The sequence below is a fragment of the Streptomyces sp. NPDC102270 genome, from assembly GCF_044766405.1.
Taxonomy (GTDB): Bacteria; Actinomycetota; Actinomycetes; order Streptomycetales; family Streptomycetaceae; genus Streptomyces.
Genome location: NZ_JBIWLX010000013.1, coordinates 39,697 through 62,871, shown reverse-complemented (window position 1 = coordinate 62,871; position 23,175 = coordinate 39,697). Strand labels below are relative to the sequence as shown.

Sequence of the window (23,175 nt, the reverse complement as noted above, 5' to 3'; positions counted from 1 at the left end):
GACCTGGGGACTCCGTCAGCTTGATCGGCTACACCACTCGGCGGCAACACCGTTGCGTCAGCGGCTTGAGCTAGTCGTCAAGTACCTGGCCAGAGGGCGGGGACCTCGAGTAGTTCCTGTGGTGTCAAGCCCAGGAACGTGCGCCCGGAGGTCCCGTGTCGCAGCAGTCTGCCAGCGTCGGACGAAGTCCGACACCCTTCGATCTGTATACCCCCCCCCGGCCATCTGGGCGAGTTGACCCAGATCGTCGACCCTTGCCTGGTCGACGCCGTCGTCGCCGAGACCGCCGCCCAGGAACAGCGGTTACGGCTGTTGCCGGCGCGGGTGGTGGTGTCTAGCATCATCGTTCACTTGTGCGACGTTCGATGAGGGCACGACGGGGGCGGCTGGCGTGCGTGCCGAGGCGTTGCGGGAACGGCGGGCGCGGTGCGCAGCACGTTAGTGCCGCAGTTGCATTTTCGTAAGCAGCGCGAGCAGGGTGCGCTGTTCCTCCGCGTCGAGACCGGCGAAGAGGCCGGAGGCGTGAAGTCGCGTCCTGAGCGCCTCCCATAGCTCGTGCCCGCGTTCCGTCAGGACCAGGGTTCGCTTGCGGCCGTCGGAGGGGTGAGGCCGGCGGGCGATGAGTCCCACGCTCTGGAGTTTGTCGGCGGCGAGGCTGACCGTCGAAGGATCGCAGCGGAGGCGGGCCGCCATGTCCCGCATGGTTGGCGGCTCGGTTCCCGGCGCGAGCGCCCACAGCGTGCCTGCGACGGAGGCCGGCACCCGGAACTCCCCGAGCACCTCGGCTACGACGGCGTCCGCGGAGTGTCCCACTTCCACGAGGACACGGACGATCTCGGCTTTCCGCTCGGCGTCCGCACGGTGAGTCGTCGGTGTCATCGCAGCACGGTCGGCAGTCATGGATCCATGTTACGCTCGAAATATCAATGAGAAACTCAATGAGTATGGAGATGTTAATGACTCACAGTAACGACGGTGAGACGGTGCTCGTTACGGGCGGAACGGGCTACCTGGCAGGCTGGGTGATCGCGGGCCTGCTCCAGCGCGGCTACCGGATACGCATCACCGTGCGCAGCCCCGGCAAGGCGGAGCAGGTGCGTGAAGCCGTCAGCGGGCGCGCAGGCCAGGAGGCGGCCGGGGATATCACGTTCGCTGTCGCTGATCTCCTCATCGACGATGGCTGGGACAGTGCCTTCGAGGGCGTCCATTACGTGATTCACACCGCGTCGCCGATGCCCTTCGACTCAGGCGCAGATCTCGTCAAGACCGCCCGAGAGGGCACCCGCCGTGTCCTGGGCGCCGCCGCCCGCGCCGGGGTGAAGCGTGCCGTGCTCACCTCTTCCGGCACCACGGCCGGTATGGGCGACTCGGGCACACCCGCGACCGAAACGACATACGCCGAGCCGTCCGGCACTCCGCAGCGCGCGTACCCGGACTCAAAGATCCTCGCGGAGCGCGACGCATGGGAGCTCGCCGATGCGGCCGGGCTCGAACTGTCCGCCATCCTGCCGACGTTCATGCAGGGACCCCCACTGGGCGCGCCGAACGGGGCAGGAACGACCGACGTCATCCGCCGCCTGCTCACCCGCGAAATCCCCGCTGTCCCGAACATCGGCTGGAACGTCGTCGACGTCCGCGACGTCGCCGAACTGCACATTCTCGCCATGACGAGTCCCGTCGCTGCGGGGCAGCGTTTCCTCGCTTCGGGCAGCTTCCTGTGGTACCGGGACATCGCCCGTATGCTGCGCGACAAGCTCCCGGACGAAGCCACCAAGGTACCCACGCGCACCATGCCCGACATCATCGTCAAACTGCTGGCCCGAGTGAACCCGCAGATGGCGATGGTGCGCTCCGAACTCGGTCGCAAGAGGCTCGTCGACAGCAGCAAAGCACGCACGCTCGGCTGGCAGCCCCGCCCCACCGAACAGACGATCATCGATACCGCTATCGCGCTCACGGCCAAGGACTCGCCCAGCAAGTAGCCGCCGCCCCCATCGTTGTGACCCAGGAACTCAACCGCACATCCACTACGTCACCCAAGTCCAGGACCACGGCAGGCATTACGGGACAGCCCTTGGCTTGAGTTCCGACCTCCCCCCGGTCACCAGGAGGCGCCCAGTTGCGTGAACGGCTATGAGCAGGTCCGGCTGTGGTGGACCAAGAGCGGGCGGCTCGGTGATGACGGCCGCCGTCGAGTGCCCGCGCTGGGGGCCCGACAGCGAGTGACGTCAGGCGGACCGGCTGACGTCGTCGAAGTCGGTGGAGGCCGACAGCTCGGCCCATGCCGGCATGTCGCGCTCGAAGGCTTCGCGTCCGGCCTGGACGAGCTGAAGGGCGTCGGTGCCGAGCAGCAGGCGCGTCGGCGGCTGGTCGGCCGCCACGATTCGCAGCACAGCGGCCGCGGCCTTGTCAGGGTCGCCCGGCTGGTGCCCGCTGCCGTGGATGCGCCGGGCGCGCAGCGGCTCGAACAGCTCGTCGTAGTCCGCGATCACACGGGGTGCGCGGATCATCGCGCGGCGGCGTGCGCCGGGTGACCGTCCCGGTGGCGGGTTCTCCGACGGGGGATTCGGCACGCCGAACGGCGCCCGGGGCGAGTGGCTCAGGACGATGGGGTTCTCGGGCAGGCGTTCTCAGCTCTGAAGGCGTCGGTCGTAGTCCATTTGGTGCGCCCTGATGTCGTCCGCGTTGTTGACCGTCCAGTCGTACAACCGGCCGAAGGGCTCCCTCAGGGATTCGCCGAGTGGGGTGAGGGAGTACTCGACCCCGACCGGCGAGGTGGGCAGCACGCGGCGCACGACCATCCCGTTGCGTTCCAGACGGCGCAGGGTCTGGGTCAAGACCCGCTGGGTCACGCCTTCAAGGCTGCGCTTGATCTCGTTGAACCGACGGGGCTTGTCAAGGACTGCCATCACCATCATCGACCACTTGTCAGCGATCTGGTCGAGGATCGGGCGGCTGGGGCAGTCGGACCGGTAGACGATGCCGGTGCCGGCATCGTTCTCAGAAACAGCCATGCCGGTATCCTCCGCGATCCTTGAGATGCCGAAAGTGCGTTATTGACGCCGGTCGCCCACCACCGCACTGTAAGTATGCATCAGGAACCTAGATGCCTATCAGGTACCGATCGGAGATCTCCGTGAACCACGACGCCTACGCGACCCTGCGGGTGAGTCGCGAGGACGGCATCGCCCGCGTCACCCTCGACAACCCACCCGTCAACGTCCTGAACGTTGCCCTGATGGCCGACCTCCGGCACCTGCTGACCGCGCTGAGGGACGACGACTCGGTCCGGGTGATCGTGTTCGACAGCGCCAACCCGGAGTTTTTCATAGCCCACGTCGACATGACGCTCGGTGATCAGCCGAGCGCCTTGGAGAAGCTCGCGGCCGGCCTTCCGGACGGTGTCAACGTCTTCCAGGCTCTGGGGGAGCTGCTCCGGCACCAGCCCCAGGTGACCATCGTCAAGCTTGCCGGGATGGCGCGCGGCGGAGGGGCGGAGTTCGTCACGGCCGCGGACATGGCGTTCGCTGCGATCGGTCGCGCCGGGATCGGCCAGATCGAGGCTCTCATGGGCATCGTCCCTGGCGGCGGAGGCACGCAGTACCTCGCCGGCCGGGTCGGCCGCAGTCGCGCCCTGGAGGCGGTGCTGAGTGCCGACCTGTACGACGCCGAAACCGCGGAGCGCTACGGCTGGGTCAACCGGGCCATCCCCGCCGGCGAGCTCGACGACATCGTCGACCGCCTCGCCCGTAACATCGCCGCCCTGCCCGAGGGCGTGATCGCGGCGGCCAAGCGCGCCATCGTCCCCGAGGACCTGGCCGAGGGTCTCCTGCGGGAGCACGACGCCTGGGCGGGCCAGATCGTCCGACCCGCGGCCGAGCGGCTGATCCGCGGCGGACTGGCCCATGGTGCCCAGACCCGCGACGGCGAGCGCGATCTGGAGGGCCTACTCCGAGGACTGGCCGGATAGGACCCGGGCGAGGGGCCCGCATACTCACCGGTGTCCTGTCGACCGCGGCAGCATGCGGCTCGCGGTTCGTGCCGCAGACCCACCGGCCCGGTGAAGAGGACGAGGTCGACTTCGGGGACGTCCACATCGCCCTGAACGGCGTGCGCACCCTGTGCTACCTGTTCGTCTTCCGGCTCTCCTTCTCCGGAAAGGCCATCCACCGCAGCTTCATCCCGCAGGCCCAGGAAGCCTTCTTCGAGGGCCACCGGCATGCCTTCCGGGTGCTGGGAGGGGTGCCGCGGGGGAAGGCCCGCCACGACAATCTCAGCTCCGTGGTCGCGCAGGTCCTCGGCTCACCCGGGCGAGGGTGGAGACCGAGCGATGGACCGCGTTCCGCTCCTGTGCCGACCCGGCCCGGCCTGGCCCGGCCTGGAATCCGGAAACCGGACCGAGCCGCCAGCGGCGCCGGTGGTGCCTTTCGGCGTCCATGCTGCATCTTCTGCTGTTCACCCCCCACCGGGTCCGTCGCCTCGTGCAGAGAAGGATTCGACCCCGTGCCACGGGGACGGGCCGCCCAGTGTCCGGGCAAGGTGTTCCTGCGACGTATCGAGCGAGCGGCGAGCCGCGTTGACGAACTTCAAGTGCGCCTCGTGCTACCCGCGGTGGCTCGGCCGGAGCTCTTCGAGGTCTGTCGGCTGACGGCCATGGAAGAGGATGGTGAACTCCTCGATGATGTCGCAGAGTTGTTCGGCTGCCGTGGCGGCTTCCCGGCTTGCCACCAGGCACATCGATTGCAGCGCGGCGTTGAAGGGTTCCCAGACGACGGCAGGCCGGCGCTTTTCGAAGGAACGCATGGCGGAGCTCCATCTCCACGGTGCCGAATGCCTGCAGGAACTTCTCCCAGGCGGCCGTCCTCGCATCCTGAAGCCACTGCCGATTCTGGCTGCGGCGCCCGACGATGCCGCCTGCGACGACACCCACGACGGCGGCGGCAACGCCACCTGCGGTGGATATCAAGAGCCCCCATGGGACAGCCACGTCACGTCTCCCTCACGGCTGTGTGACACCTTCGCCAGCGGTCCTGGACTGGACGTACTGGGCTGAGGCGATCGTCTGCTCCACGCTTCCTGGGCGAGGCTGATCACGAGAATCCCATCAGACCGGTCCAGCTCACACTCCGTCAACGGCCCACCAGGGCCGACGAAGGCTTGGCGCCGGTCTTCGCCCTGGCTCGCAGGCCAACCCTGCAACACCGGGCATCTGCCTCTCGACCTGCTGGCCTGGATGCCGATGCTCACCCTGACCGGCAGGGCCAGGCTCTGGGAACCCCGCCGCCTGCGGTTCCGCCTGTTGACCGCGGCCGGACAGCTCGGGAGCACCGGTCGTCGGCGAATCCTCCGCCTGGCCCGGCACTGGCCCTGGACCGGTCACATCACCGCAGCCCTCGACCCGTTCTTGATCATGCTCGCGCAAAGGACCGTTTGTGCGAGGACCACCCAGTGCGGCCACAACAGCCCGACCAGTCGGCGTGCGTCGTACCCACCTCGGTGTCCAGGTCGACGAGCGCGTGGGTTCAGCCGGTGGAGGACACCAGCCCGACCCGGTAGGCGAGGACGACGGCCTGGACTCGGTCGCGCAGGCCGAGTTTGGCCAGGATCCTCGACACGTAGGTCTTGACCGTCTCGGGGGTGATGAAGAGCTCCGCGGCGATCTCCGCGTTCGACAGCCCCTCAGCGATCTGCCGGAGCACCTCCAGCTCGCGCGGGGCCAGTGCTCGTACCACGTCCTCCCTGGCCGGCCGGGAAGTATCGGCCGGGCGCAGGTGTTCGGCGAAGTGGCCGATGAGCTGGCGGGTGACGGCGGGGGCCAGCAGCGCCTCGCCCCTGGCGACCGTCCGAATGCCGCTGACCAGCTCCGCCGGGGGCGCGTCCTTGAGCAGGAAGCCGCTGGCCCCGGCACGCAGCGCGTCGTAGACGTAGGCATCGACGTTGAAGGTGGTGACGACCAGCACCTTCGGCGGTGCCTCGGCGTCGGGACCGGTCAGTTGCCGGGTCGCCTGGATGCCGCCGAGCAGGGGCATCCGGATGTCCATCACCACCACGTCGGGACGCAGGCGCCCTGCGGCCTGGACCGCCTCGTGCCCGTTCTCGGCCTCTCCGACGACCTCCATGTCGGGCTGGGCGGAGAAGATGGTGACGTAGCCGGTGCGCACCAGTGCCTGGTCGTCGCAGACGAGCACACGGATCGGTGGTGGCGCATCGCTCACGGGGTCACTCCGATGCGGGCTTGGACGGAATGGTGGCGTGGACCTCAAACCCGCCTTCGGGCCGGGGTCCGGCCTCCAGTTCACCATCGACCATCCGTGCCCGTGCACGCAGCCCCGCCAGTCCACGCCCGCCCGCAGGGTCCGGCTTCCGCACGGCAGGTGCGGCCGCCGGGGAGGCGGTGGGCCCGTCGGTGGTCACTTTGATCTCGATGCGCTCCTCGCCGTGCCGGACCAGGACCCGTGTCCTCTGCCCGGCGGCGTACTTCATCGCATTGGTGAGCGCCTCTTGCACCACCCGGTACGCGGCCAGCTCCACGTCCACGGACTGTGCTCGCCGCTCGCCCTGCTCGCTGAACTCGACCGGCTGCCCCGACCTGCGGGCCTGTTCGACCAGGTCCCCGAGCCGTCCCAAGGTGGGTGCCCGGTCCGCGCGCGCCGGGTCCGCGGACGCTGACTCGCCGGTCGCCTCCAGCACGCCGAGCAGGTATCGCAGCTCTGTCAGCGCCCGACGGCCGGTGTCGCTGACGGCCGAGAGTCCCTCGCCGGCTTTGTCCGGTGCGGAGGTGAGCAGGAACTGTGCCGCGTCCGCCTGGACCACCATGGCCGTCACATGATGGGTGACCACGTCGTGCAGCTCGCTGGCGATTCGTGCCCGCTCTGCGGCCGTGGCCACTTCGGCGGTCAGTCGCCGCCGCTGCGCCTCTTCCGCCCGCCGTGTGCGCACGGTGCTCCCCACCAGCCAGAACGCGGCCAGAGTCAGATAGAACGCGAGATAGTCCGCGATGCCCTGCGGTGAGCCGAGGCGGTGCAGGACGAGGGCCAGCACGGCATAGCCCGCACTCACCACGCCCGCCAGACCATGGCGGAAGCGGACCTGGTGGGCCCCGGCCGAGTACAGGGCCAGATACAGTCCCAGACTCCCGAACGTCGTCGCGAAGCCCAGCGCCTGGTACGCGGCGAACGCGCCCGCGACGACAGCCAGACAGCCCGCGGGCCACCGCCGGCGGGCCGCCAGCGGCAGGGTCTGGGCCAGGATCAGCCCGACGCTCAGCGCGCTCGCCGGCCGCTCGGGCAGATCCCCGATCTGCCCTCCGATGTTGGACAGGGTCGGCACGAAGGCCAACAGGGCCGGCACCAGGGCGAGGACACCGTCCTTGAGGAAGGCGTCCCGCTCCTTCCACCAGTCGAGCGGCGCCCGGAGCAGCGCACGGCTCCAGGGCGCCTGAGGGGACATCACCACCGTTTCCTCCGGTCAGCCGGCCTGAGTGTGTCGTGCGGATCGACGGGGCAGCAGACGGCCGCCGCGGCGGGCGAGGACGAACATTCGGACGGCGAGCAGCACACCGATGACGACGGGCACCAGCGCCGCCTCCAGGCCGAAGCCACCGCCGGTCAGCACGGCGGAGCCATGCACGCCGACGGTGAACAGGCCCTCGGAGGCGTGCCCGGAGACCGGGATGCCGAGCAGCTGCTCGGTGGTGTTCCAGGCGAAGTGCAGACCCGCGACGAACCAGATGTTACGCCGCCACAGGAACGCGGCGCCGAGCATCACGCCCGCCTCCAAAGCGATCGCCAGCGCACTCCACGCAGTGGCTCCCGGAGCGCTCAGATGGGCCATGCCGAAGAACAGCCCGGTGATCACGATGGCGGCCCGGCTGCCCCACAACTGCTCCAGAGCCTGCAGCGCGAGACCGCGGAACAACAACTCCTCGGTGACCGCGGCGCCGATCTGCACCATGACCGCGGACCAGACGACCGCCATGAAGCCGTGGCCCGCCCAGGAGAACGAGTAGCCCCCGAACGCCGTGATCAGCAAGGCGGACACCAGAACGAAGCCCAGGCCGATCGCGCCGCCCAGCAATGCCTCCCGGCCGGCTCCCCGCCGGGCGATCTCCGGCGTCGAGCGTCGCGCGACACGGCGCATGACCAGCCAGTACACGGCCACCGCGGCCACCGCGCCCAGCACCGGAACCGGACCAGGACCCGTGGCGGTCAGGCCCGAGACCAGGCCGACGCCGACCAGGCCCGTCAGCATCCAGCCGAGCGGAGAGCGGACGATCCGGCCGAGACGACCGCCGCGAGCGTCGTGGCCGTCGGGGCCCCTGTCCGGGCCGGGGCCTCCGGCGTGCCGTGCGGTGGACGTTGTACTCATCGCGGCCTCCCCTGTAGCGGTCGCACAGGCTGCGACCTGACAACCACGCTAGGAATCCGGCGCCGTCCGCGAGTCACCCGCACATGGACAGCTCCTGTAGCTCTCGCGGGGGATGCGCACCGAAAAAGGATCAGGCATCCGAACTCGGCCTCCTTGAGGATGTCGATCAGATCGATGGTGCCTCAGCGGCGCTCGATCTCCGCCTTCGGCGCGACGAGGCTCGAAGGCTCCTCCTGCCTGCCCAGCGGCGAGACCTTGATCCACGGTTCGCCGTGCTTCTTGACGATGTCCACCCCGCCCGTGGTGCCCAACTCCAGCGCCGCTTCTGGAGGGCCTCGACGAACCTCTCCGGGTCCTGCGGCTGGCGGACCGCGTCGTAGCGCACATCGCGGTTGCCTCGAAGTCCGGCGGCAGATCATCCTCGGGGTTCCGCCACCGGTTCGCGCCCAGCACCCCCATCTCCCGCCCCGCAGTGCCACGAGCACACACGGCCCAGCGAAGCCCAGTTCGACGCGGCGATGCCGGCCCAGGACCGGAACCGGCCACACGGCAGCTGGAGCAAGCGGCGCACACCGCGGAAAGCGTAGGCCCCAGCAGTGTGACTGAGCACTTCGCGCGGCGAGTTGAGCGTTGATGGGTGCCGGTAGGGTCAGTCCATGGTCGCTGAGCAGGAACCGGGCTGGGCTTTCACTGACGTCGGCAACGACGGCGTCCGGTACTGCGTTGCGCACGCTGACGTTGTATGACCGGCGCCGACGCCTTTCTGGAGACTCTCGCGACAAGCGGCCTGCCGCCTCTGCGCGGCCGTCGGCACGTCGGCGACGACTTCCGCGCCGACGTCGTCACCCGCGACCTGGGGCCCCTGCGGCTGGTCGAGCTGGTCACCCCGGAGGGCGAGTGCTTCCGGGACGCGCGGTCCGTCCGCGCCGCCGACAGTGAACTGTGGCAGATCGAGCTGGTGACGCGAGGACGGGTGCGCGCAGAGCAGGGCGGCAGCACCGCTGTGCTCGGTCCCACCGACCTGGTCCTGGTCGACCCGGTGCGACCGGTCCGGTTCACCAGCACCGCGACCAGGCACGTGACCATGCTGGTGCCGCGGCAGTCGCTGCGGCTCGGACCGGACGAGGCGGACCGGCTGACCGGAGTGCGTATTCGCGGTGACCGCGGCCCCGGGGCTCTGGTGTCCTCGCTCGCACGGGACATGACGCGATCCCTGGACGGCTTCCGCGCCGACGAGGCGGACAGGTCGGCGGCCGCGGTGATCGAGCTGATCGCGGTTGCGCTCTCGGCTCAGCTGGGCGATTCACGTCCGGTCGCCGACGAGGTGTTGCGCAACCGGATCGTCGGCTTCATCGAGGCGAGGCTGTCCGACAGGGATCTCGCCCCGGCGAAGGTGGCCGCGGCGCACCACATGTCCGTGCGCCGCCTGCACAAGCTCTTCGAAGACCAGCCTCTGACGGTGTCGGCCCTGATTCGCCGACGGCGCCTGGAGCGGTGCCGCGCGGACCTGGCCAGAACCGACCGCACCGTCGCGGCCGTCGCCGCAAGCTGGGGGTTCGCCGATCCGGCGCACTTCAGCCGGCTGTTCAAGGCCACCTACGGGTACAACGCGGCGACGCTCATGTCCAACAGCCGTGCACAGATGGTCAATGTGCCCGCCGCCCGGCCGGCCCAGAATGGCAGCTGAGAACCGGGGAAAGCAGAAAGGCGATCACATGGAACAGTCCGTCGAAGCAATGAGTGCCATCCCGGCCCGGATGAACGAGGGCTGGAACAGCGGTAACGCCACCGCGTTCGTCGCCGATTTCGCGGATGACGCCGAGCTCGTGGACTTCGAGGGAACCATTCACAAGGGACGCCAAGCGGTCATCGCGTTCAATCAGCCGCTCTTCGACACCGTGCTGAAGGGTTCCCGGCTGGTGCGGAGCGAGGTGCCGTTCGCCCGGATCATCCGCCCGGGCTGGGGCGTGGTGCACCACCGCGTCGGCATGGTGATGCCGGGCGAGGAGGAGCCGCTGTCGAGCCGCTACTTCATGCAGATGCTCACGGTCGTGTGGCAGAACGACCGCTGGGAGGTCGCGACGCTGCAGAACGCGCGCTTGATCTCGTTGGAGACCGCGATGGCCCTGGACGCCCAAGCTGCAACTGAGTGAGGCACGATGCCCGGGCGGACGTGCGTGAGATCGACCGGGTCGGCGAAGGGACTCCCGGCGTCACCCGGTCAATCACGGTCGGCGGCGCCGTGCTGCAGGGAGCCCGTCGTGGAATCTCTCTCACCATGTGAGCGGGTGTTCAAAACCAAAGAACACGCCGAGGACGCCTGCCCGCTTGTCTACCAGTGCCGCCTGCCGCTGTCCACGCACACCGTCAACCACCTCGCCGACCTGCTACGCCGACACCTGAAGACGATCCGGTCCCGGTGCGGATCCTCCCGCCGGGGAGGATCGCGGTGATCGTCCTGGCCATACTGCGCCACGACCAGCGCCTGGCCGGCATGGCAGGCGGCAACAGCGTCTCCGAGTCCACGGTCCGCCGCTGGCGCGACGAACTCATCAAACTGCTCGCCGCCCAAGCGCCGTGCCTGGACCGCGCCCTGAAGAAGATCTCCAGGCAGGGCGGAGAAGTAGTCCTGATCGACGGCACCCTCATCCCCACCCAGCGCCGCACCGGAAAGGCTGACCGCCGCAACTACTCCGGCAAACACCGACGTCACGGCCTGCACTTCCTCGCCCTGACCGACGAGAAGGGCCGCCTGATCTGGATATCCGCCGCCCGGCCCGGCCGCACCCACGACAACACGGCCGCCCGCCACGACCACATCCTGGCCCACCTGCGCGCCGCCGGCCTCGGAGCCTTCGCCGACCTCGGCTTCCGCGGCCTGGACAACGACATCCTCGACCCCGTCATCGTCACCGGCTACGCGGCCAGCCGCACCCACAAGCTGACCCCCGGACAGAAGGAAGCCAACCGCGTCCTCGCCGTCGGACGCGCACCGGTCGAACACGGCTTCGCCCACCTCAAGAACTGGCGAATCCTCACCGAACTCCGCACCGACCCCGCCCGCGCCACCCGGCTCCTGCGAGCCCTGCTCGTCCTGACGAACCTCGAAGTCAACCGCTGACGGATGATCTTCACCGTGGACTTCCGCGCACCACCGGCATGAGCACCCCGAGCATCGGTCACACCAGCCCTTTGACCTGCTATTTCAAGTTTGCGGAGGCTCCGTGAGGCCCATGGCGGCCAACCGCTCCACTCGCGCGAGTGGCTGCACGGATGCCCACTGCGGTGCATGCCGGGGGAAGCAACTCCCCTCATTTGACTGACTGGCCACTCTCCTACATGCTGTACTCATGCCCAGGCCGAGGAGCGACGACAAACGCGCGGCGATCGTGGCTGCCGCCACACTGATCATCGCTGCTCAGGGGCTGGGGGCGACAACGGCGGCGATCGCGAAGGAGGCCGGCGTCTCGAACGGGTCGCTGTTCACCTACTTCGACACAAAAGCGGATCTCCTAAACCAGCTTTACCTGGAGCTGAAGGGGGAGATGGGGGCAGCCGCACTCGGCGGCCTGCCCGCAGCCGATGCGCGCACCCAGATGCTGCACATGTGGTCACGATGGATGGACTGGGCGACAGCCAATCCCCAGAAGCGCCGCACACTGGCGCAGCTCCAGGTCTCCGACGAGATAACGGCGTCCACCCATGAGTCCGCAAGCCGAACCATGTCAGGCATCGGGGGGATTCTGGAGCGCAGCCGGGCGAACGGCCCGATGCGCGACGCCCCGGCGACTTTGGTCTTCATGCTGTGCAATGCCCTGGCCGAGGCCACTATCGACTACATCATCGGTGACCCGGATCGCGCCGACGAGCATAAGCAGTCCGGTTTCGACGCGCTCTGGCGCATGATCGGCTGACCCGCCCCGCCTTTGGTCCACACCCTCATTTTAACGCATACCCATTAATGAGTGACTAGTCAGATGGCCAAGGAGCGTCATGCCCGACAAGGCTTACGTCATTACCGGCCCGACCTCCGGCTTCGGCCGCCGCACCGCCCTCGAACTGGCCAAGCACGGCACCGTCGTGCTGGTCGGGCGCGACGCCGCCAAGCTCAACGACGTACGCGAATGCATTGAAGGCAGAGGCGGAGAGGCCGTGACTGTCGTCTGCGACCTCTCGGACCTGACGAGCGTGCGACGCGCCGCCGCTCAGATCATCGAGCTCGACCTCCCGATCACTGGCGTGCTCAACAACGCCGGCATCTTCCCCAACCGTCCCGGCACGAACGTCCTCGGCTGGGACATCGCCTACGCGACCAACCACATCGGACCTTTCGTGTTCACGGAGACGCTCATGCCCCACCTCGGAGACGGCACCCAGGTGGTGTTCATCGTCTCCGCTGTGGAGGATCCGGAGCGCAAGCCCGCCACCATGTCCGGTTTCCGCGGCGCCCGGTACATCTCCGCCGAGGCGAGCACCCGAGGCAAGTGGAAGCCCGGCGGCTCGAAACTGCCCGGCGGAGACGCCTACGCCACATCCAAGCAGTGCAACCTGGCAACGGTGCTCGCCTTCGCCCGCGAAACACCCCGGCTGCGGTTCAACGCCATCGAGCCCGGCTTCGCCCCCGGCACGAATCTCGGCCGTGACGCTAACCTGTTCCTGCGTCTGCTGTCGAAGTACGTGCTCTCGCCTCTGGCCCCGCTCATCAAGTACTGGACCAACCCCGGCACCGCTGCTCGCCTGATCACCCGGATACTCACCGACGAGTCGGATGCCACCGGCGTCTACTACGACGAGAAAGGACGTCCAATGCGGGGTTCCACACAGGTGCGCGATCCTGCCTTCAACGCGCGGGTAGTCGCCGAGACCCGTGCGCTACTGGGGACAGTTCCCGCCTGAGGAATCCTTTCCGGATGCTCTGCGGGCGAGGGTCACGCAGTGTGCCAGTGGCTTGGCTCGGACCCTTGGTCGGGTAATTGATCTTCCGTTCGTCGCGCGGCAGGCTGCTTCCACGTTGTGATGGTGGAGGTGGTCGTGGGACGTCGTCCGGGGGTGTTCGTCCGGCCGGTGAGCATGGAGGAAGGGCGTCGGCTGCAGCGGATCAGCCGGACCGCGAAGGATGCGGTACGGCTGCGGCGAGCGATCGTGGTGATGATGTCCGCGCAGGGGCAGTCGGTTCCGGACATCACCTCGTTGATGCAGGTCAGCGCCGACTATGTGCGAGACGTCATCCACGCCTTCAACGAGCAGGGGTTCGAGGCGCTGGACCCAAAATGGAGCGGGGGTCGCCCCAGGATGATCAGCAGCCAGGTGCGTGAGCACATCTGCCTGATCGCCCGGACGTCCCCCGCCGACTGGAAGATCTCCGCGTTCTCCACCTGGAGCCTGACCAAGCTCGCCGAACACCTGGTCAAGCAGAACGTGGTCCCCGCCGTCAGCCGCGAGACACTGCGACGGATACTGCGCGAGGGCAGGGTCTCCTGGCAGACCAGCACGACCTGGAAGTCCTCGAACGACCCAGACTTCATCGCCAAGATGCACCGGATCCTGGCGCTCTACGACTCCCCGCCGACCGACGGCCAGGTGGTCTGTGTGGACGAGTTCGGGCCGCTCAACCTCATGCCCCGCAAAGGCAAGGCATGGCGCCCGCACCGCTCACCACGTGGTCTGCGGGCCACCTACAACCGCTACGACGGCGTGATGCACATACTTGCCGTCCTCGACCTGGCCACCGGCAGGATGTACTACCGCATCCGGCCCCGCAAACTGTGGTGCGAGTTCCTGTCCCTACTCAAGTCCCTGCGCATTCGCCGGCCCGGCGAGAAGCTCTACGTCGTCCTGGACAGCTTCTCCCCTCACAAGCACCCGAACGTCCGCGCGTGGGCCGCGGCGAACGACATCGAGCTGGTCTTCCTGCCGACCTACGGATCGTGGCTGAACTGGATCGAGTCCGAGTTCGCCGCCCTGCGCTACTCCGCCCTCAACGGCACCGACCAAACAGAACGCCGCCATCGGCGCCTACGTGCGCTGGCGAAATGCCCGCACCGAACCGGAGACCAGCTTTGCCCCCGACTCACCCATCCGTACCTGGACCGAGTACCCGGCCGAGGCTGCCTGACGGTCCGCTACCCTTCCGTCGGCTGTTGCCGGGGCGGTCCGGCGGGTAACCCGGGCACTGCGGCCCGTCGGGCGCCGGCGCGGTCTCCGGCTCGCCCATCCCGTCCGGGCTGACCCCACCACCCCGTCCCTCGGTTCCCTGACAGGCAGCTCACCAGGGAACCGGGCCGTGCTCGTCGAAGAAGCCGCCGGTCGGCCCGTCATCGGGCAGCGTGGCGAGCCGGACGACCACGGCCGCGCCGTCGGCCGCGGTGCGGGTGAGGCCGGGGAACGCGGTGGTGAGGTCGGTCGCACACGGCCCCGGATCGGCGGCGTTGACCAGGATGTTGCGGCTGCGCAGTTCCTTGGCGTACTGCACGGTCAGCGAGTTGAGTGCGGTCTTGGACGGGACGTACGCGGCCAACGGGGGCCGGGTTGTGAAGTAGTCCTCGGGATCGGTCATCCGGGCGATGGAGCCCAGTCCACTGCTGACATTGACGATCCGGGCGGCGGGGGAGCGGGCGAGCAGCGGCAGCATCGTGGTGGTCACGCTGATCACGCCGAACACGTTGGTCTCGAACACCTCGCGTACAGCGGGCAGTTCGACACTGCCAGGGCTCTGGGCGGCGAGGTCGCCAGAGATGCCGGCGTTGTTGACCAGGATGTCCAGCCGGCCAAAGCGCTCCTCGATCCAGCGGGCGGCGGATAGGACGCTGGCGCCGTCGGTGACGTCCAGGGTGACCGGGTACACCCGCGGGCCCAGGTCGGCTGCGGCTGCCGCACCGCGGTGCGGGTCGCGCGAGGCCAGCAGGACGTTCGTGCCGAGCGAGGCGAGCCGGGCTGCGACCTCGCGCCCGATGCCCTTGTTGGCACCGGTGACCAGGGCAGTCGTGGTTTCTGTCATGCGTTCAGCCCACCACGGGGGCGGCCGGGAGTTCCAACACCGATCAGGTACGCAGCGATACCGTGCGGGTATGGAAAGACTGGAGGTCCGCGAGCTCGTCTACTTCACCGCTGTCGCCGAAGAACTGCACTTCGGTCGGGCGGCCGCCCGGCTAGGGATGACCCAACCGCCGCTCTCCCGCGCCATTCAGCAGCTCGAACGACGGCTGGGCGTAGCCCTGTTGGAACGTGGCAGTCGCCGGGTCGCACTGACCGAGGCGGGGGCCGTCCTGCTCCGTGAGAGCCGTACGGTGCTCGACGCCGCGTCGGCCGCGGCGCGCCGCACCCGGCGGGCCGGCCGCGCCGACCCGCGTCTGGTCCTGGTCATCAAGCCGGGCGGCGACGGTGGCCTGCTGCCCGCGATCCTCGACGCCTATCAGGCTGAGCCGGGTGCGCTGCCGGTCGAGCTGGTGTGCAGCTTCGGCGAGCGTGAGATCCTCCTGCGGGAGGGCCGTGCCGACGCCGCCCTGCTTCACCGCCCCCACCCCGACCTCACCGGCCTGGACACCCAGGACCTCCTGACCGAGACTCAACTTCTCGTGATACCGAGTTCGCATCGCCTCGCGGGCCGTACCCGGGTCTGCCTGAACGACCTCGCCGGGGAGCCCCTGCCGCGCTGGCCGGGCGCATCTGAGGGTGGCTCACACGGACCCGAGGTCCACGACCTTGGGCAGCTTCTCCACCTCATCGCCTTGCGCCGCATGGTCGCCGTCCTCCCCTCCTCCATCCGCGACCAGCTCCGCGACGACCTGGTCGCTGTCCCAGTCGATGATGCCGAGCCCACCACGCTCGTCCTCGCCTGGCCCGAGCACGCCACCTCCCCAGCCCTGGCCGCCTTCGTCCGCGCGGCCGCCGCCGTGGCGGGCAAGGCGACGGGTGACGTTTCCCCATGATCTTGGACACTCGATGGTTATGCGGTGACGGCGTGTTGATGAGCAGGACCCGTACCGTCGGCTTCCCCGCCGACCTCCTTGCCGCACGGGACGGCGCCTGTACCGGGGTCCCCTCGGCGGCGTACGTGCGTACCGACTGTTCCCGCCGCCGCACCCCACCCGGTGCGACACGGCCCCGCCGACCGCGAACCCCTCGCCCTCCAGGTCGGTGACATGGGATATCTACCACCCGTGAATCGGCCGTACGGGGCTGCGACCGCGAGCCCGGCGACGTACTGCGCACGCATCGCGATGTGGCCTGGCCCGCGGCTCGGCGGGCGTTCAACGGGTCAGGGTCAGGCAGACGTTGTGGCCGCCGAAGCCGAAGGCGTTCGCGAGGGCGGCGGTGACCGGGCCGCGGCGGGGCCGTCCGGTCACGATGTCCAGGTCGATCCGCGGATCCCGGTTGTCGAGGTTGATGGTCGGCGGGACGGCCTGCTCGCGCAGGGCGAGGACGGCCACCAGGGCGCCGAGGGGCCCCGGCGGCGCCGAAGAGGCGCCCGGTCATCGCCTTCGTCGCGGTGACGGCCGGGTGATTGCCGATGGCTTCGGTGATCGCCCGGGCTTCGGTGAGGTCCCCGTGGGGTGTGGCGGTGGCGCGGGCCATGACCAGGTCGATGTCCCCCAGCGGCGAGCCCGGCGTCGGCGAGGGCCAGGCGTATGCCACGGGTCTGGCCCTCGGGGTGTCCCGCGGTCATGTGGTAGGCGTCGGAGGTGACGCCGGCCCCGGCGAGCCGGGCGTGCCGGATTTACCAGTTCGCCCGCGTCACGTCGGTGGACGCTCCTCCGCGAGCCGGGTGAGGACGGCGAGGGCCGTGGCGATCACGGGGTGCGACTCAGTGCCCGCGCGGACCAGTGCTTCTATGGTGCGCCCGGGGTCTGCCAGCGGCAGGACCGCAGTGCCGGCGGGTGGATTGTCACAGAGGAGGCCGGGGAGAATGGTCGCGGCCAGTCCGGTCGCGACGAGGGACATTCCCGAGCGGAGATCGTCGCAGTTGTGCTCGATGCGCGCAGTGAACCCGGCATTGCGGCAGGTATGCAGCAGAATTTCGCGGCAGCTGCTGGGCTCGGGCGCGGAGATCCACGCGTGGTCGCGCAGGATGCCAAGTCCCTCGCGGCCGACAGCCTCCCGCATCTGTTCGGGAACGGCGAGTACGAGGGGGTCGTGAAAGAGCTCGACGGCTGTGGTTCCGCTGGGCTGTCTGGTGCCGAGCAGGTGGTAGCGGTACGACACCGTCAGGTCCAGGCTGCGCTGCTTGAGCATAAGGACGGCGTCCTCCGGCTCGGCTTGAATGATCTTGGGCCGCAGCCCGGGGTGGAATGCCGACAGCTCCGCGACGAGGGGGACGGCGACGGAGGTCAGGGCGCTGGGAGGGCAGCCGATGCGCAACTCACCGCTGAGGTCGTCATCCAGGGCGCGTACGGCGCCTTCGGCCCGTTCCAGTGCGGCGAGCACATGCTCGCACTCCGCGGCGAGGGCGGTGCCGGCGGCCGTGAGCTGCACGCCTCTGCCCTCCCGGTACACCAGTGTGGCGTCGGCCTCAGCTTCCAGCGTCCGGAGCTGTTGTGAGATCGCCGACGGCGTGACTCCGTGAAGACCGGCGACGACGGCGACTTTTCCGTGTTCGGCCAGGTCACGCAGGATGACCAATCGCTTCACATCAATCATGAGTACATCTTAATTACATGTGTAGAAGATGTAGCTGGACTTCACTCCTTCGTCTCGTTCATCCTCGCCCCATGAACGCCATGAAGATCGCAGCGACCGACCCCGGGCATGGGGTGCACGGCACCGCACTCGACACCGGGACTCACGTCGCCGTCCCCGCCACCCGCAGCAACCGTCCACTCGGCCGGCGTCCGCGACTGGCCGTCGCGGCAGCCGCGAGAAGGGTTTGATCTCATGCGTGCCGTGCACGTCAAGATGACCGTGGCGACGGTGCTGCTCGGCTCCTATCTCGTCGCGGGCAAACTGATCCTGCGCGAGGTGCCGGTCTTCACTGCCACCTTTGTCAGGCTGGTCAGCGCTTGTCTCGTCCTGGCCGTCTACGTGGCGGTGAAGTCTCCGGACCGGGTGCGCCCGGGACGCCGGGACAGCACGGTGCTCTTCATGCAGGCCGTTCTGGGTGTCTTCCTTTTCAGTCTGTTCGCCATGTACGGGGTGAAGTTCACCGGGGGCATCGAAGCCGGCGTCATTCTGGGCATGGTGCCGATCTCCGTCAGCGTGGTCGCCCTGGTGTTTCTCGGGGAAAGTTTCTCCTCACGCAGGGCAGGAGGTATTGCCCTCGCGGTGCTGGGCGCCTTGAGCATCAATGTGATGAGCGCCCGGGCCTCAGGCGGTCCGGCAGGTTCCCATCTCGCGCTCGGCGCCCTGCTGCTGGTGTGCGCGGTCCTGTGCGAAGCCGTCTTTATGACCTTCGGCAAACTCCTGACCAGGCCTGTTCCCCCGGCCACACTGTCTCTCATCCTGTCAGTCGCCGGCGCTCTCATGTTCGCCGTACCGACCGCCCTCGAGTTCGACCGGGCCATGGTCACCAACATCTCCTGGCAGACGTGGGCATTGATGGTCTACACCGGGGTGGCTGTCAACGGAGTGGCTGCCGTTCTCATGTACGACAGCATGGACACGGTCGACACCACGGTCGCGGCCGCCTTCACAGCACTCACGCCGGTAAGCGGCGTAGTCCTGTCCGTGGTGTTCCTCGGCGAGAGCCTCCATCCCTATCACTTGGCAGGGATGGCCCTCGTGTTCATCGGTGTCTTCGTCGTCGCCAAGCAACCGGATGGCGAGGGCCGCGGAGAACAGAGCGGGCCTGGCGTCGAAGGGACAGCCACGAAAAGTCGGCCGCGGGAGGCGACCGACCTCCAGGAGGCAAGTCGGGAACGTCGCTTTCGTCGCTGACGCACGCGGAACATGGGAGTGACGTCGTGCTCCGGCAGCGGTCCGGCGTCGAGGTCGGGTAGCCGCCCGGTCGGCTCGGTGAGGCAACCCAGAACCGAGCGCTGTGAGGCGCCGGGGGCCCGGTATGGCGGACCGCTCCTTCGTACGTCTGACGCTCGAGGTCGACGGAAAGGCCCAGAGCGGTTCTTGGCGCAGCCGCTTCGTGCCGTTGGCCCCTGGCACACATCAGGTCAACGTCTACTTCCGGTACCCGTTCAAGACCCGCTGTTGCGCTGCCGGCGTCACCGTCCAGGTCACCGACGGTCAGAAAGTCACGCTGTCTCAGTACGTGCTCCGCAGCCTGATCCGCAAGTAAGTCCTTCCCGACTCCATTTCGGAGTTCCTTCGGGCTTCTGAGGGCCGCACTCCCGGTGACGGGGTGCGGCCCTTCGCCGTACCCCGTCACCGCAGGTCATCACCCACCCTCAGGTGGAACACAGGATTCCCTCAGCGGGCCGGGACACGATCGGTACATGACCAGCACCTCCGGGCCCCGAACGGGCCGTGTCCGCGTGCTCATCGTCGACGACGAGCCCGCACTCAACGAAGTGCTGTCCGTCGCCGTCACCGAGGCGGGCTGGCGCCCCTACCCGGCCCTGGACGGTCGCAGCCGCGCTGAGGAACGCACGCGACTGCGCACCGCACGCCGTCGTCCTCGACGGGATGCTGCCCGACCTGGACGGCCTCCAGGTGCTGCGCCGGCTGCGCTTCGAGAACCCGAAACTGCCCGTCCTCATGCTCACCGCCCGCGACGCCCTGGAACACCGGCTCGACGGGCTGGAGACCGGTGCCGACGACTACGTCACCAAGCCCTTCTCCCTGGAGGAGGTCGTACTGCGGCTGCGCGCACTGCTGCGCCGGGCCGGGTCCGGGCACGGACGCACCGACGACGGCGTCCATGTGCTCGGCGACCTGGTCCTGACCGAGGACACCCGCGAAGTGCGCCGCGCGGGCGAGCCGTCCGGCTCACCGCGAAGGAGTTCGACCTGCTCGGTCTGCTGCTCGGCCACCCGCGCCAGGTCCTCAGCAAGGCGCAGATCCTCGACCACGTCTGGAGCAGTTCCTTCGGCGGCGGCAATCTCGTCGAGGTCTGCATCTCCAACCTGCGCCGGAAGATCGACAGGGGACGGGCACCGATGATCCACACCGTGCGCGGGTTCGGGTACTCCATCAGGGCCGCGGAGGACGGGAGATGAGCCGGCCGCCGAGCGCGAGGACGCGCACCCGTTCCATCCGTACCCGCCTGCTCGTCCTCGTCAGCGCCACGCTGGTCGTCGTGTGTGTCGCGATGGGCCTGATCACCACGCTCTTCCAGCGCGACTATCTGATGGGCAACCTGGACGACCGGGTCCGCGACACCGCCGAACGGGCCCTGGGAGGAGCCTCGTTGCACCAGGACCTCCAGGACGATCTGACGTTCCTGGGGGAGAGCGGGCAGCCCGCCGGAATGCTCGCCGCCCGGCTGGACGAGGACGGCGCCGTCGTCTCCGCGGCCGTCGTCGTCCAGGGCGGCCCGACCCGCGGCCTCGGTACCGGCCGGCGCACCGCTCTGGCCGGCATCCGGGCGGACGGGGCGATGCACACCCGGACCGTGCCCGGCCTCGGCACCTACCGGGTCACCGTCCTCGTGGACGGAGGTGTCCGGGTCCTCGCCGGCCTGCCCATGGACGACGTCCAGGACATGATCAGTGGACTCGTGGTGATCGAGGCGGGCGTCGCCGTGGCCGGGCTCGCCGTCGCCGGCTGCGTCTGCGCGGTGGTCATACGGCGGCAACTGCGCCCCCTCGGCCGGGTCGCCGCCACCGCCGCCGAGGTCTCCCGCGCCCCGCTCGGACACGGCGAGGTCACCGGCCTGCCCCGGGTACCCGAGCGCGACACCGACCCCGACAGCGAGGCCGGCCAGGTCGGCGCCGCGCTCAACCATCTCCTCGACCACGTGGAGTCCTCCCTCGCCGAGCGGCAGCGCGGCGAGGAGCGGATGCGGCGCAGCCAGGAACACATGCGGCGCTTCCTGGCCGACGCCAGCCACGAACTGCGCACACCGCTCGCCGCGATCGCCGGATACGCCGAGCTGATGAACCGTGGCACCGACCGCATCGAACCGGTGCTGGCCTGGCGCCGGGTCTCGGCGGAGTCGGCACGGATGACGGGCCTGGTGGAGGACCTGCTCCTGCTGGCCCGCCTCGACGAGGGCCGCCCCCTCCAGTCCGCCGAGGTGGATCTGGCGGGACTGGTCGCGGAGGCGGTGTGGGACGCGCGCGCGGCGGGGAGCGGCCACGACTGGCAGCTCGAACTGAGCCTGGACACCCCGGCGTTGGTGACCGGAGACGCGGCCCGCCTGCATCAGGTGGTGGCCAACCTCCTGGCCAACGCGAGGATGCACACACCGGCCGGCACGAGGGTGACGGCAGCGGTGGAGTCCGCGGACGGACGCTGCGTGATCCGCGTCCGCGACAACGGCCCCGGCATTCCCCCGGCCCTCCTGCCCACGGTCTTCGAACGCTTCACCCGAGCAGACACCTCCCGCTCCCGAGCCGACGCCAACTCCGGTGGTTCCGGCCTGGGTCTGGCCATCGCGGCGGCGATCTCGGCGGCCCACGGAGGCCACATCCAGGTGAACAGTGTCCCGGGACGCACCGAGTTCACGATCGAGCTACCGGCGGCCATGGAGACGGCGGTGGAGGAGGAGCGGGCGGTCTCGGGCAACGGGGCGTCGGTGTAATTGCGTGGGCTGATCGTCTCTCAGGCGCTCAGCCCCTCACCCCCGTCGCATGGTCGAAAACCAGTGGAGCCGCGCCGCTGACCGCCATTACCGTGCTGCCGAACAGGGTTCCCCAGGCAAGGACGTGCCGTTGTACACCGTGTGAGACCCCCCGAGCGCTGATCGGTCGCGCGTCGCACCTGTGCGCCGCGCTGCTTTTTGCTGCGGACTTCTCACTGAAACCGGTGTACTCCTGTGCTCACCGACTGGGTGGTCATACCCACCCGCCTCCCGCTCGTCCTCCACCGTTGCCACGCGTGCGCGTCGGATCGCTTCCGGGCGAACGGCAAGTTTCGCGTCAACGCGAACCACAAGCTCATCGACGCCTGGCTCCTCGTGCTCTGCACCGTCTGCGGGGACACGGCGAAGCTCACGGTCCTGGAGCGGAGCCATGTGCGTTCCGTACGACCTGAACTGCTGGACCGGCTGCACGCCAACGACCCCGGTCTGGCAGCCGAGTTGCTCCAGGGCCCGGTCCTGCGACGCCGTAACCGCATCGCCCTGGACTGGGACGGCGCCTGGCGCCTCGACACCGGCGGAACGGGTCATCTCAGTCGCGAGGTGATCGACGTATCGGTCCGTTTCGCGGCCCGGATCCCCGTCCGCCCGGTGCGACTGATCGCCGAAGGCTGCGGCCTTTCCCGGGCCGCGGTCGAGAAACTCATCACGGAGGGCAAGCTGGTCTCCGCGGTCCGGCTGAACGCCAGACTCTCCAGCGCCTTCACCTTCACGCTCAAACGCTGAGCCCCGGGACGGGCACCTGGGGCCCGGCGCGGCCAGACCCCAGGTGCCCGTGAGGCGGGCAGGCGACCCCGGGCGCCGTGGACGCCGAGACCCCGTGATACCGAGCGGGACATCCGAGACTGCGCCCCCAAGGAGCCGTCCGCACGGCGGCCGCCGGCCATCACCCCCGATCGCATCGCCACGGGCCATTGGTCGGCGAGCAACGTGCGGCCCACCCTCGACGACCCCTTCGCCGGCTCCCCGGCCAAGGAGCGCGAGTCGACCCCTCGGCCGTCCGACGGCACCCGGCCCCCCGACCTCCCGCAGCACCGCGCTACCGCCGACCCCGGCGAACTCCGCAACCGCCTGCCCCACCAGAACGCGGCGGGTACTTACGGGGGGTGGGACCGAGCGGG

Annotated in this window: 24 protein-coding genes and 3 pseudogenes; 16 read left to right on the top strand and 11 right to left on the bottom strand. The window is 69.0% G+C overall.

Annotated elements, in window-relative coordinates; translation table 11 throughout:
* Positions 1 to 138 precede the first annotated feature (138 nt).
* Positions 139 to 369, top strand: coding sequence for a transposase domain-containing protein (locus ACIRP7_RS27035; protein WP_403664508.1), 231 nt, complete (start codon positions 139 to 141; stop codon positions 367 to 369).
* Between the two features lie 69 nt (positions 370 to 438).
* Here the strand turns inward: ACIRP7_RS27035 and ACIRP7_RS27030 are convergent, their stop codons facing one another.
* Entirely contained in the window at positions 439 to 879 is a 441-nt protein-coding gene (locus ACIRP7_RS27030) for a MarR family winged helix-turn-helix transcriptional regulator (RefSeq protein WP_403664506.1), read from the bottom strand.
* Positions 880 to 938: 59 nt separating this feature from the next.
* On the opposite strand from ACIRP7_RS27030, the gene ACIRP7_RS27025 reads away from it, so the two are divergent.
* A complete protein-coding gene (locus ACIRP7_RS27025; RefSeq protein WP_403664505.1) occupies positions 939 to 1,982 on the top strand; it encodes an NAD-dependent epimerase/dehydratase family protein in 1,044 nt (347 codons plus the stop codon).
* 246 nt (positions 1,983 to 2,228) lie between these two features.
* Here the strand turns inward: ACIRP7_RS27025 and ACIRP7_RS27020 are convergent, their stop codons facing one another.
* The gene (locus ACIRP7_RS27020; protein ID WP_403664503.1) at positions 2,229 to 2,510 is read right to left on the bottom strand and encodes a hypothetical protein; all 282 of its coding nucleotides are present in this window, start codon (positions 2,508 to 2,510) and stop codon (positions 2,229 to 2,231) included.
* A gap of 120 nt (positions 2,511 to 2,630) precedes the next feature.
* The gene (locus ACIRP7_RS27015) at positions 2,631 to 3,014 is read right to left on the bottom strand and encodes a winged helix-turn-helix transcriptional regulator (protein WP_403664501.1); all 384 of its coding nucleotides are present in this window, start codon (positions 3,012 to 3,014) and stop codon (positions 2,631 to 2,633) included.
* Positions 3,015 to 3,136: 122 nt separating this feature from the next.
* On the opposite strand from ACIRP7_RS27015, the gene ACIRP7_RS27010 reads away from it, so the two are divergent.
* Positions 3,137 to 3,970 carry an enoyl-CoA hydratase/isomerase family protein gene (locus ACIRP7_RS27010; RefSeq protein ID WP_403664966.1) on the top strand — a complete coding sequence of 278 codons (834 nt, stop codon included), beginning with the start codon at positions 3,137 to 3,139 and terminating at the stop codon, positions 3,968 to 3,970.
* A gap of 632 nt (positions 3,971 to 4,602) precedes the next feature.
* Here the strand turns inward: ACIRP7_RS27010 and ACIRP7_RS27005 are convergent.
* Positions 4,603 to 4,803 carry a hypothetical protein gene (locus tag ACIRP7_RS27005; RefSeq protein ID WP_403664499.1) on the bottom strand — a complete coding sequence of 67 codons (201 nt, stop codon included), beginning with the start codon at positions 4,801 to 4,803 and terminating at the stop codon, positions 4,603 to 4,605.
* A gap of 406 nt (positions 4,804 to 5,209) precedes the next feature.
* On the opposite strand from ACIRP7_RS27005, the pseudogene ACIRP7_RS27000 reads away from it, so the two are divergent.
* A pseudogene (locus ACIRP7_RS27000) lies at positions 5,210 to 5,413 on the top strand (transposase); the annotation flags it as partial.
* A gap of 109 nt (positions 5,414 to 5,522) precedes the next feature.
* Here the strand turns inward: ACIRP7_RS27000 and ACIRP7_RS26995 are convergent.
* The 3 genes from ACIRP7_RS26995 to ACIRP7_RS26985 are packed head-to-tail and all read right to left on the bottom strand — an operon-like array spanning position 5,523 to position 8,367.
* Positions 5,523 to 6,215 carry a response regulator gene (locus ACIRP7_RS26995; protein WP_403664497.1) on the bottom strand — a complete coding sequence of 231 codons (693 nt, stop codon included), beginning with the start codon at positions 6,213 to 6,215 and terminating at the stop codon, positions 5,523 to 5,525.
* Between the two features lie 4 nt (positions 6,216 to 6,219).
* Entirely contained in the window at positions 6,220 to 7,449 is a 1,230-nt protein-coding gene (locus tag ACIRP7_RS26990; protein ID WP_403664495.1) for a sensor histidine kinase, read from the bottom strand.
* A gap of 18 nt (positions 7,450 to 7,467) precedes the next feature.
* Positions 7,468 to 8,367, bottom strand: coding sequence for a lysostaphin resistance A-like protein (locus ACIRP7_RS26985; RefSeq protein WP_403664493.1), 900 nt, complete (start codon positions 8,365 to 8,367; stop codon positions 7,468 to 7,470).
* 742 nt (positions 8,368 to 9,109) lie between these two features.
* Between ACIRP7_RS26985 and ACIRP7_RS26980 the strand changes: the two genes are divergently transcribed.
* The 6 genes from ACIRP7_RS26980 (at position 9,110) to ACIRP7_RS26955 (ending at position 14,595) form a co-directional block, all read left to right on the top strand.
* Positions 9,110 to 10,054 (top strand): helix-turn-helix domain-containing protein, encoded by a 945-nt coding sequence (locus tag ACIRP7_RS26980; protein WP_403664491.1) that lies wholly within the window; start codon positions 9,110 to 9,112, stop codon positions 10,052 to 10,054.
* A gap of 28 nt (positions 10,055 to 10,082) precedes the next feature.
* Positions 10,083 to 10,520: an SgcJ/EcaC family oxidoreductase gene (locus tag ACIRP7_RS26975; protein WP_403664489.1), complete on the top strand. Its 438-nt coding sequence runs from the start codon at positions 10,083 to 10,085 to the stop codon at positions 10,518 to 10,520.
* A gap of 296 nt (positions 10,521 to 10,816) precedes the next feature.
* Positions 10,817 to 11,488, top strand: coding sequence for a transposase family protein (locus ACIRP7_RS26970; RefSeq protein ID WP_403664487.1), 672 nt, complete (start codon positions 10,817 to 10,819; stop codon positions 11,486 to 11,488).
* Between the two features lie 229 nt (positions 11,489 to 11,717).
* Positions 11,718 to 12,281, top strand: a complete 564-nt coding sequence (locus ACIRP7_RS26965; protein WP_403664485.1) for a TetR/AcrR family transcriptional regulator — start codon at positions 11,718 to 11,720, stop codon at positions 12,279 to 12,281.
* A gap of 79 nt (positions 12,282 to 12,360) precedes the next feature.
* Positions 12,361 to 13,263, top strand: coding sequence for an SDR family NAD(P)-dependent oxidoreductase (locus tag ACIRP7_RS26960; protein WP_403664483.1), 903 nt, complete (start codon positions 12,361 to 12,363; stop codon positions 13,261 to 13,263).
* A 135-nt stretch (positions 13,264 to 13,398) separates the two neighbouring features.
* A complete protein-coding gene (locus ACIRP7_RS26955; protein WP_403664481.1) occupies positions 13,399 to 14,595 on the top strand; it encodes an IS630 family transposase in 1,197 nt (398 codons plus the stop codon).
* 37 nt (positions 14,596 to 14,632) lie between these two features.
* Here ACIRP7_RS26955 and ACIRP7_RS26950 read toward each other — a convergent pair whose 3' ends face one another.
* Positions 14,633 to 15,364 carry an SDR family oxidoreductase gene (locus tag ACIRP7_RS26950; RefSeq protein ID WP_403664479.1) on the bottom strand — a complete coding sequence of 244 codons (732 nt, stop codon included), beginning with the start codon at positions 15,362 to 15,364 and terminating at the stop codon, positions 14,633 to 14,635.
* Positions 15,365 to 15,434: 70 nt separating this feature from the next.
* Here ACIRP7_RS26950 and ACIRP7_RS26945 point away from each other — a divergent pair, with 70 nt between their 5' ends.
* The gene (locus ACIRP7_RS26945; protein ID WP_403664477.1) at positions 15,435 to 16,295 is read left to right on the top strand and encodes a LysR family transcriptional regulator; all 861 of its coding nucleotides are present in this window, start codon (positions 15,435 to 15,437) and stop codon (positions 16,293 to 16,295) included.
* Between the two features lie 321 nt (positions 16,296 to 16,616).
* Here ACIRP7_RS26945 and ACIRP7_RS26940 read toward each other — a convergent pair whose 3' ends face one another.
* The 3 genes and pseudogenes from ACIRP7_RS26940 to ACIRP7_RS26930 form a co-directional block, all read right to left on the bottom strand.
* Positions 16,617 to 16,796, bottom strand: a complete 180-nt coding sequence (locus ACIRP7_RS26940) for a hypothetical protein (protein WP_403664475.1) — start codon at positions 16,794 to 16,796, stop codon at positions 16,617 to 16,619.
* Positions 16,797 to 16,869: 73 nt separating this feature from the next.
* A pseudogene (locus ACIRP7_RS26935) lies at positions 16,870 to 16,941 on the bottom strand (hypothetical protein); the annotation flags it as partial.
* Between the two features lie 159 nt (positions 16,942 to 17,100).
* Positions 17,101 to 18,003: a LysR family transcriptional regulator gene (locus tag ACIRP7_RS26930; RefSeq protein WP_403664473.1), complete on the bottom strand. Its 903-nt coding sequence runs from the start codon at positions 18,001 to 18,003 to the stop codon at positions 17,101 to 17,103.
* A 234-nt stretch (positions 18,004 to 18,237) separates the two neighbouring features.
* On the opposite strand from ACIRP7_RS26930, the gene ACIRP7_RS26925 reads away from it, so the two are divergent.
* From ACIRP7_RS26925 to ACIRP7_RS26905, 5 genes and pseudogenes are all read left to right on the top strand, one after another.
* Positions 18,238 to 19,236, top strand: coding sequence for a DMT family transporter (locus tag ACIRP7_RS26925; RefSeq protein ID WP_403664471.1), 999 nt, complete (start codon positions 18,238 to 18,240; stop codon positions 19,234 to 19,236).
* Positions 19,237 to 19,360: 124 nt separating this feature from the next.
* Complete coding sequence (locus tag ACIRP7_RS26920) at positions 19,361 to 19,591, top strand: hypothetical protein (protein WP_403664469.1); 231 nt, start codon at positions 19,361 to 19,363, stop codon at positions 19,589 to 19,591.
* Positions 19,592 to 19,748: 157 nt separating this feature from the next.
* Positions 19,749 to 20,471: pseudogene (locus ACIRP7_RS26915) on the top strand (response regulator transcription factor).
* A complete protein-coding gene (locus ACIRP7_RS26910; protein ID WP_403664467.1) occupies positions 20,468 to 21,997 on the top strand; it encodes a sensor histidine kinase in 1,530 nt (509 codons plus the stop codon). Before ACIRP7_RS26915 ends, ACIRP7_RS26910 begins: the two are co-directional and overlap by 4 nt.
* Positions 21,998 to 22,231: 234 nt before the next feature.
* Positions 22,232 to 22,780, top strand: coding sequence for a DUF1062 domain-containing protein (locus tag ACIRP7_RS26905; protein WP_403664465.1), 549 nt, complete (start codon positions 22,232 to 22,234; stop codon positions 22,778 to 22,780).
* Positions 22,781 to 23,175: the final 395 nt, after the last annotated feature.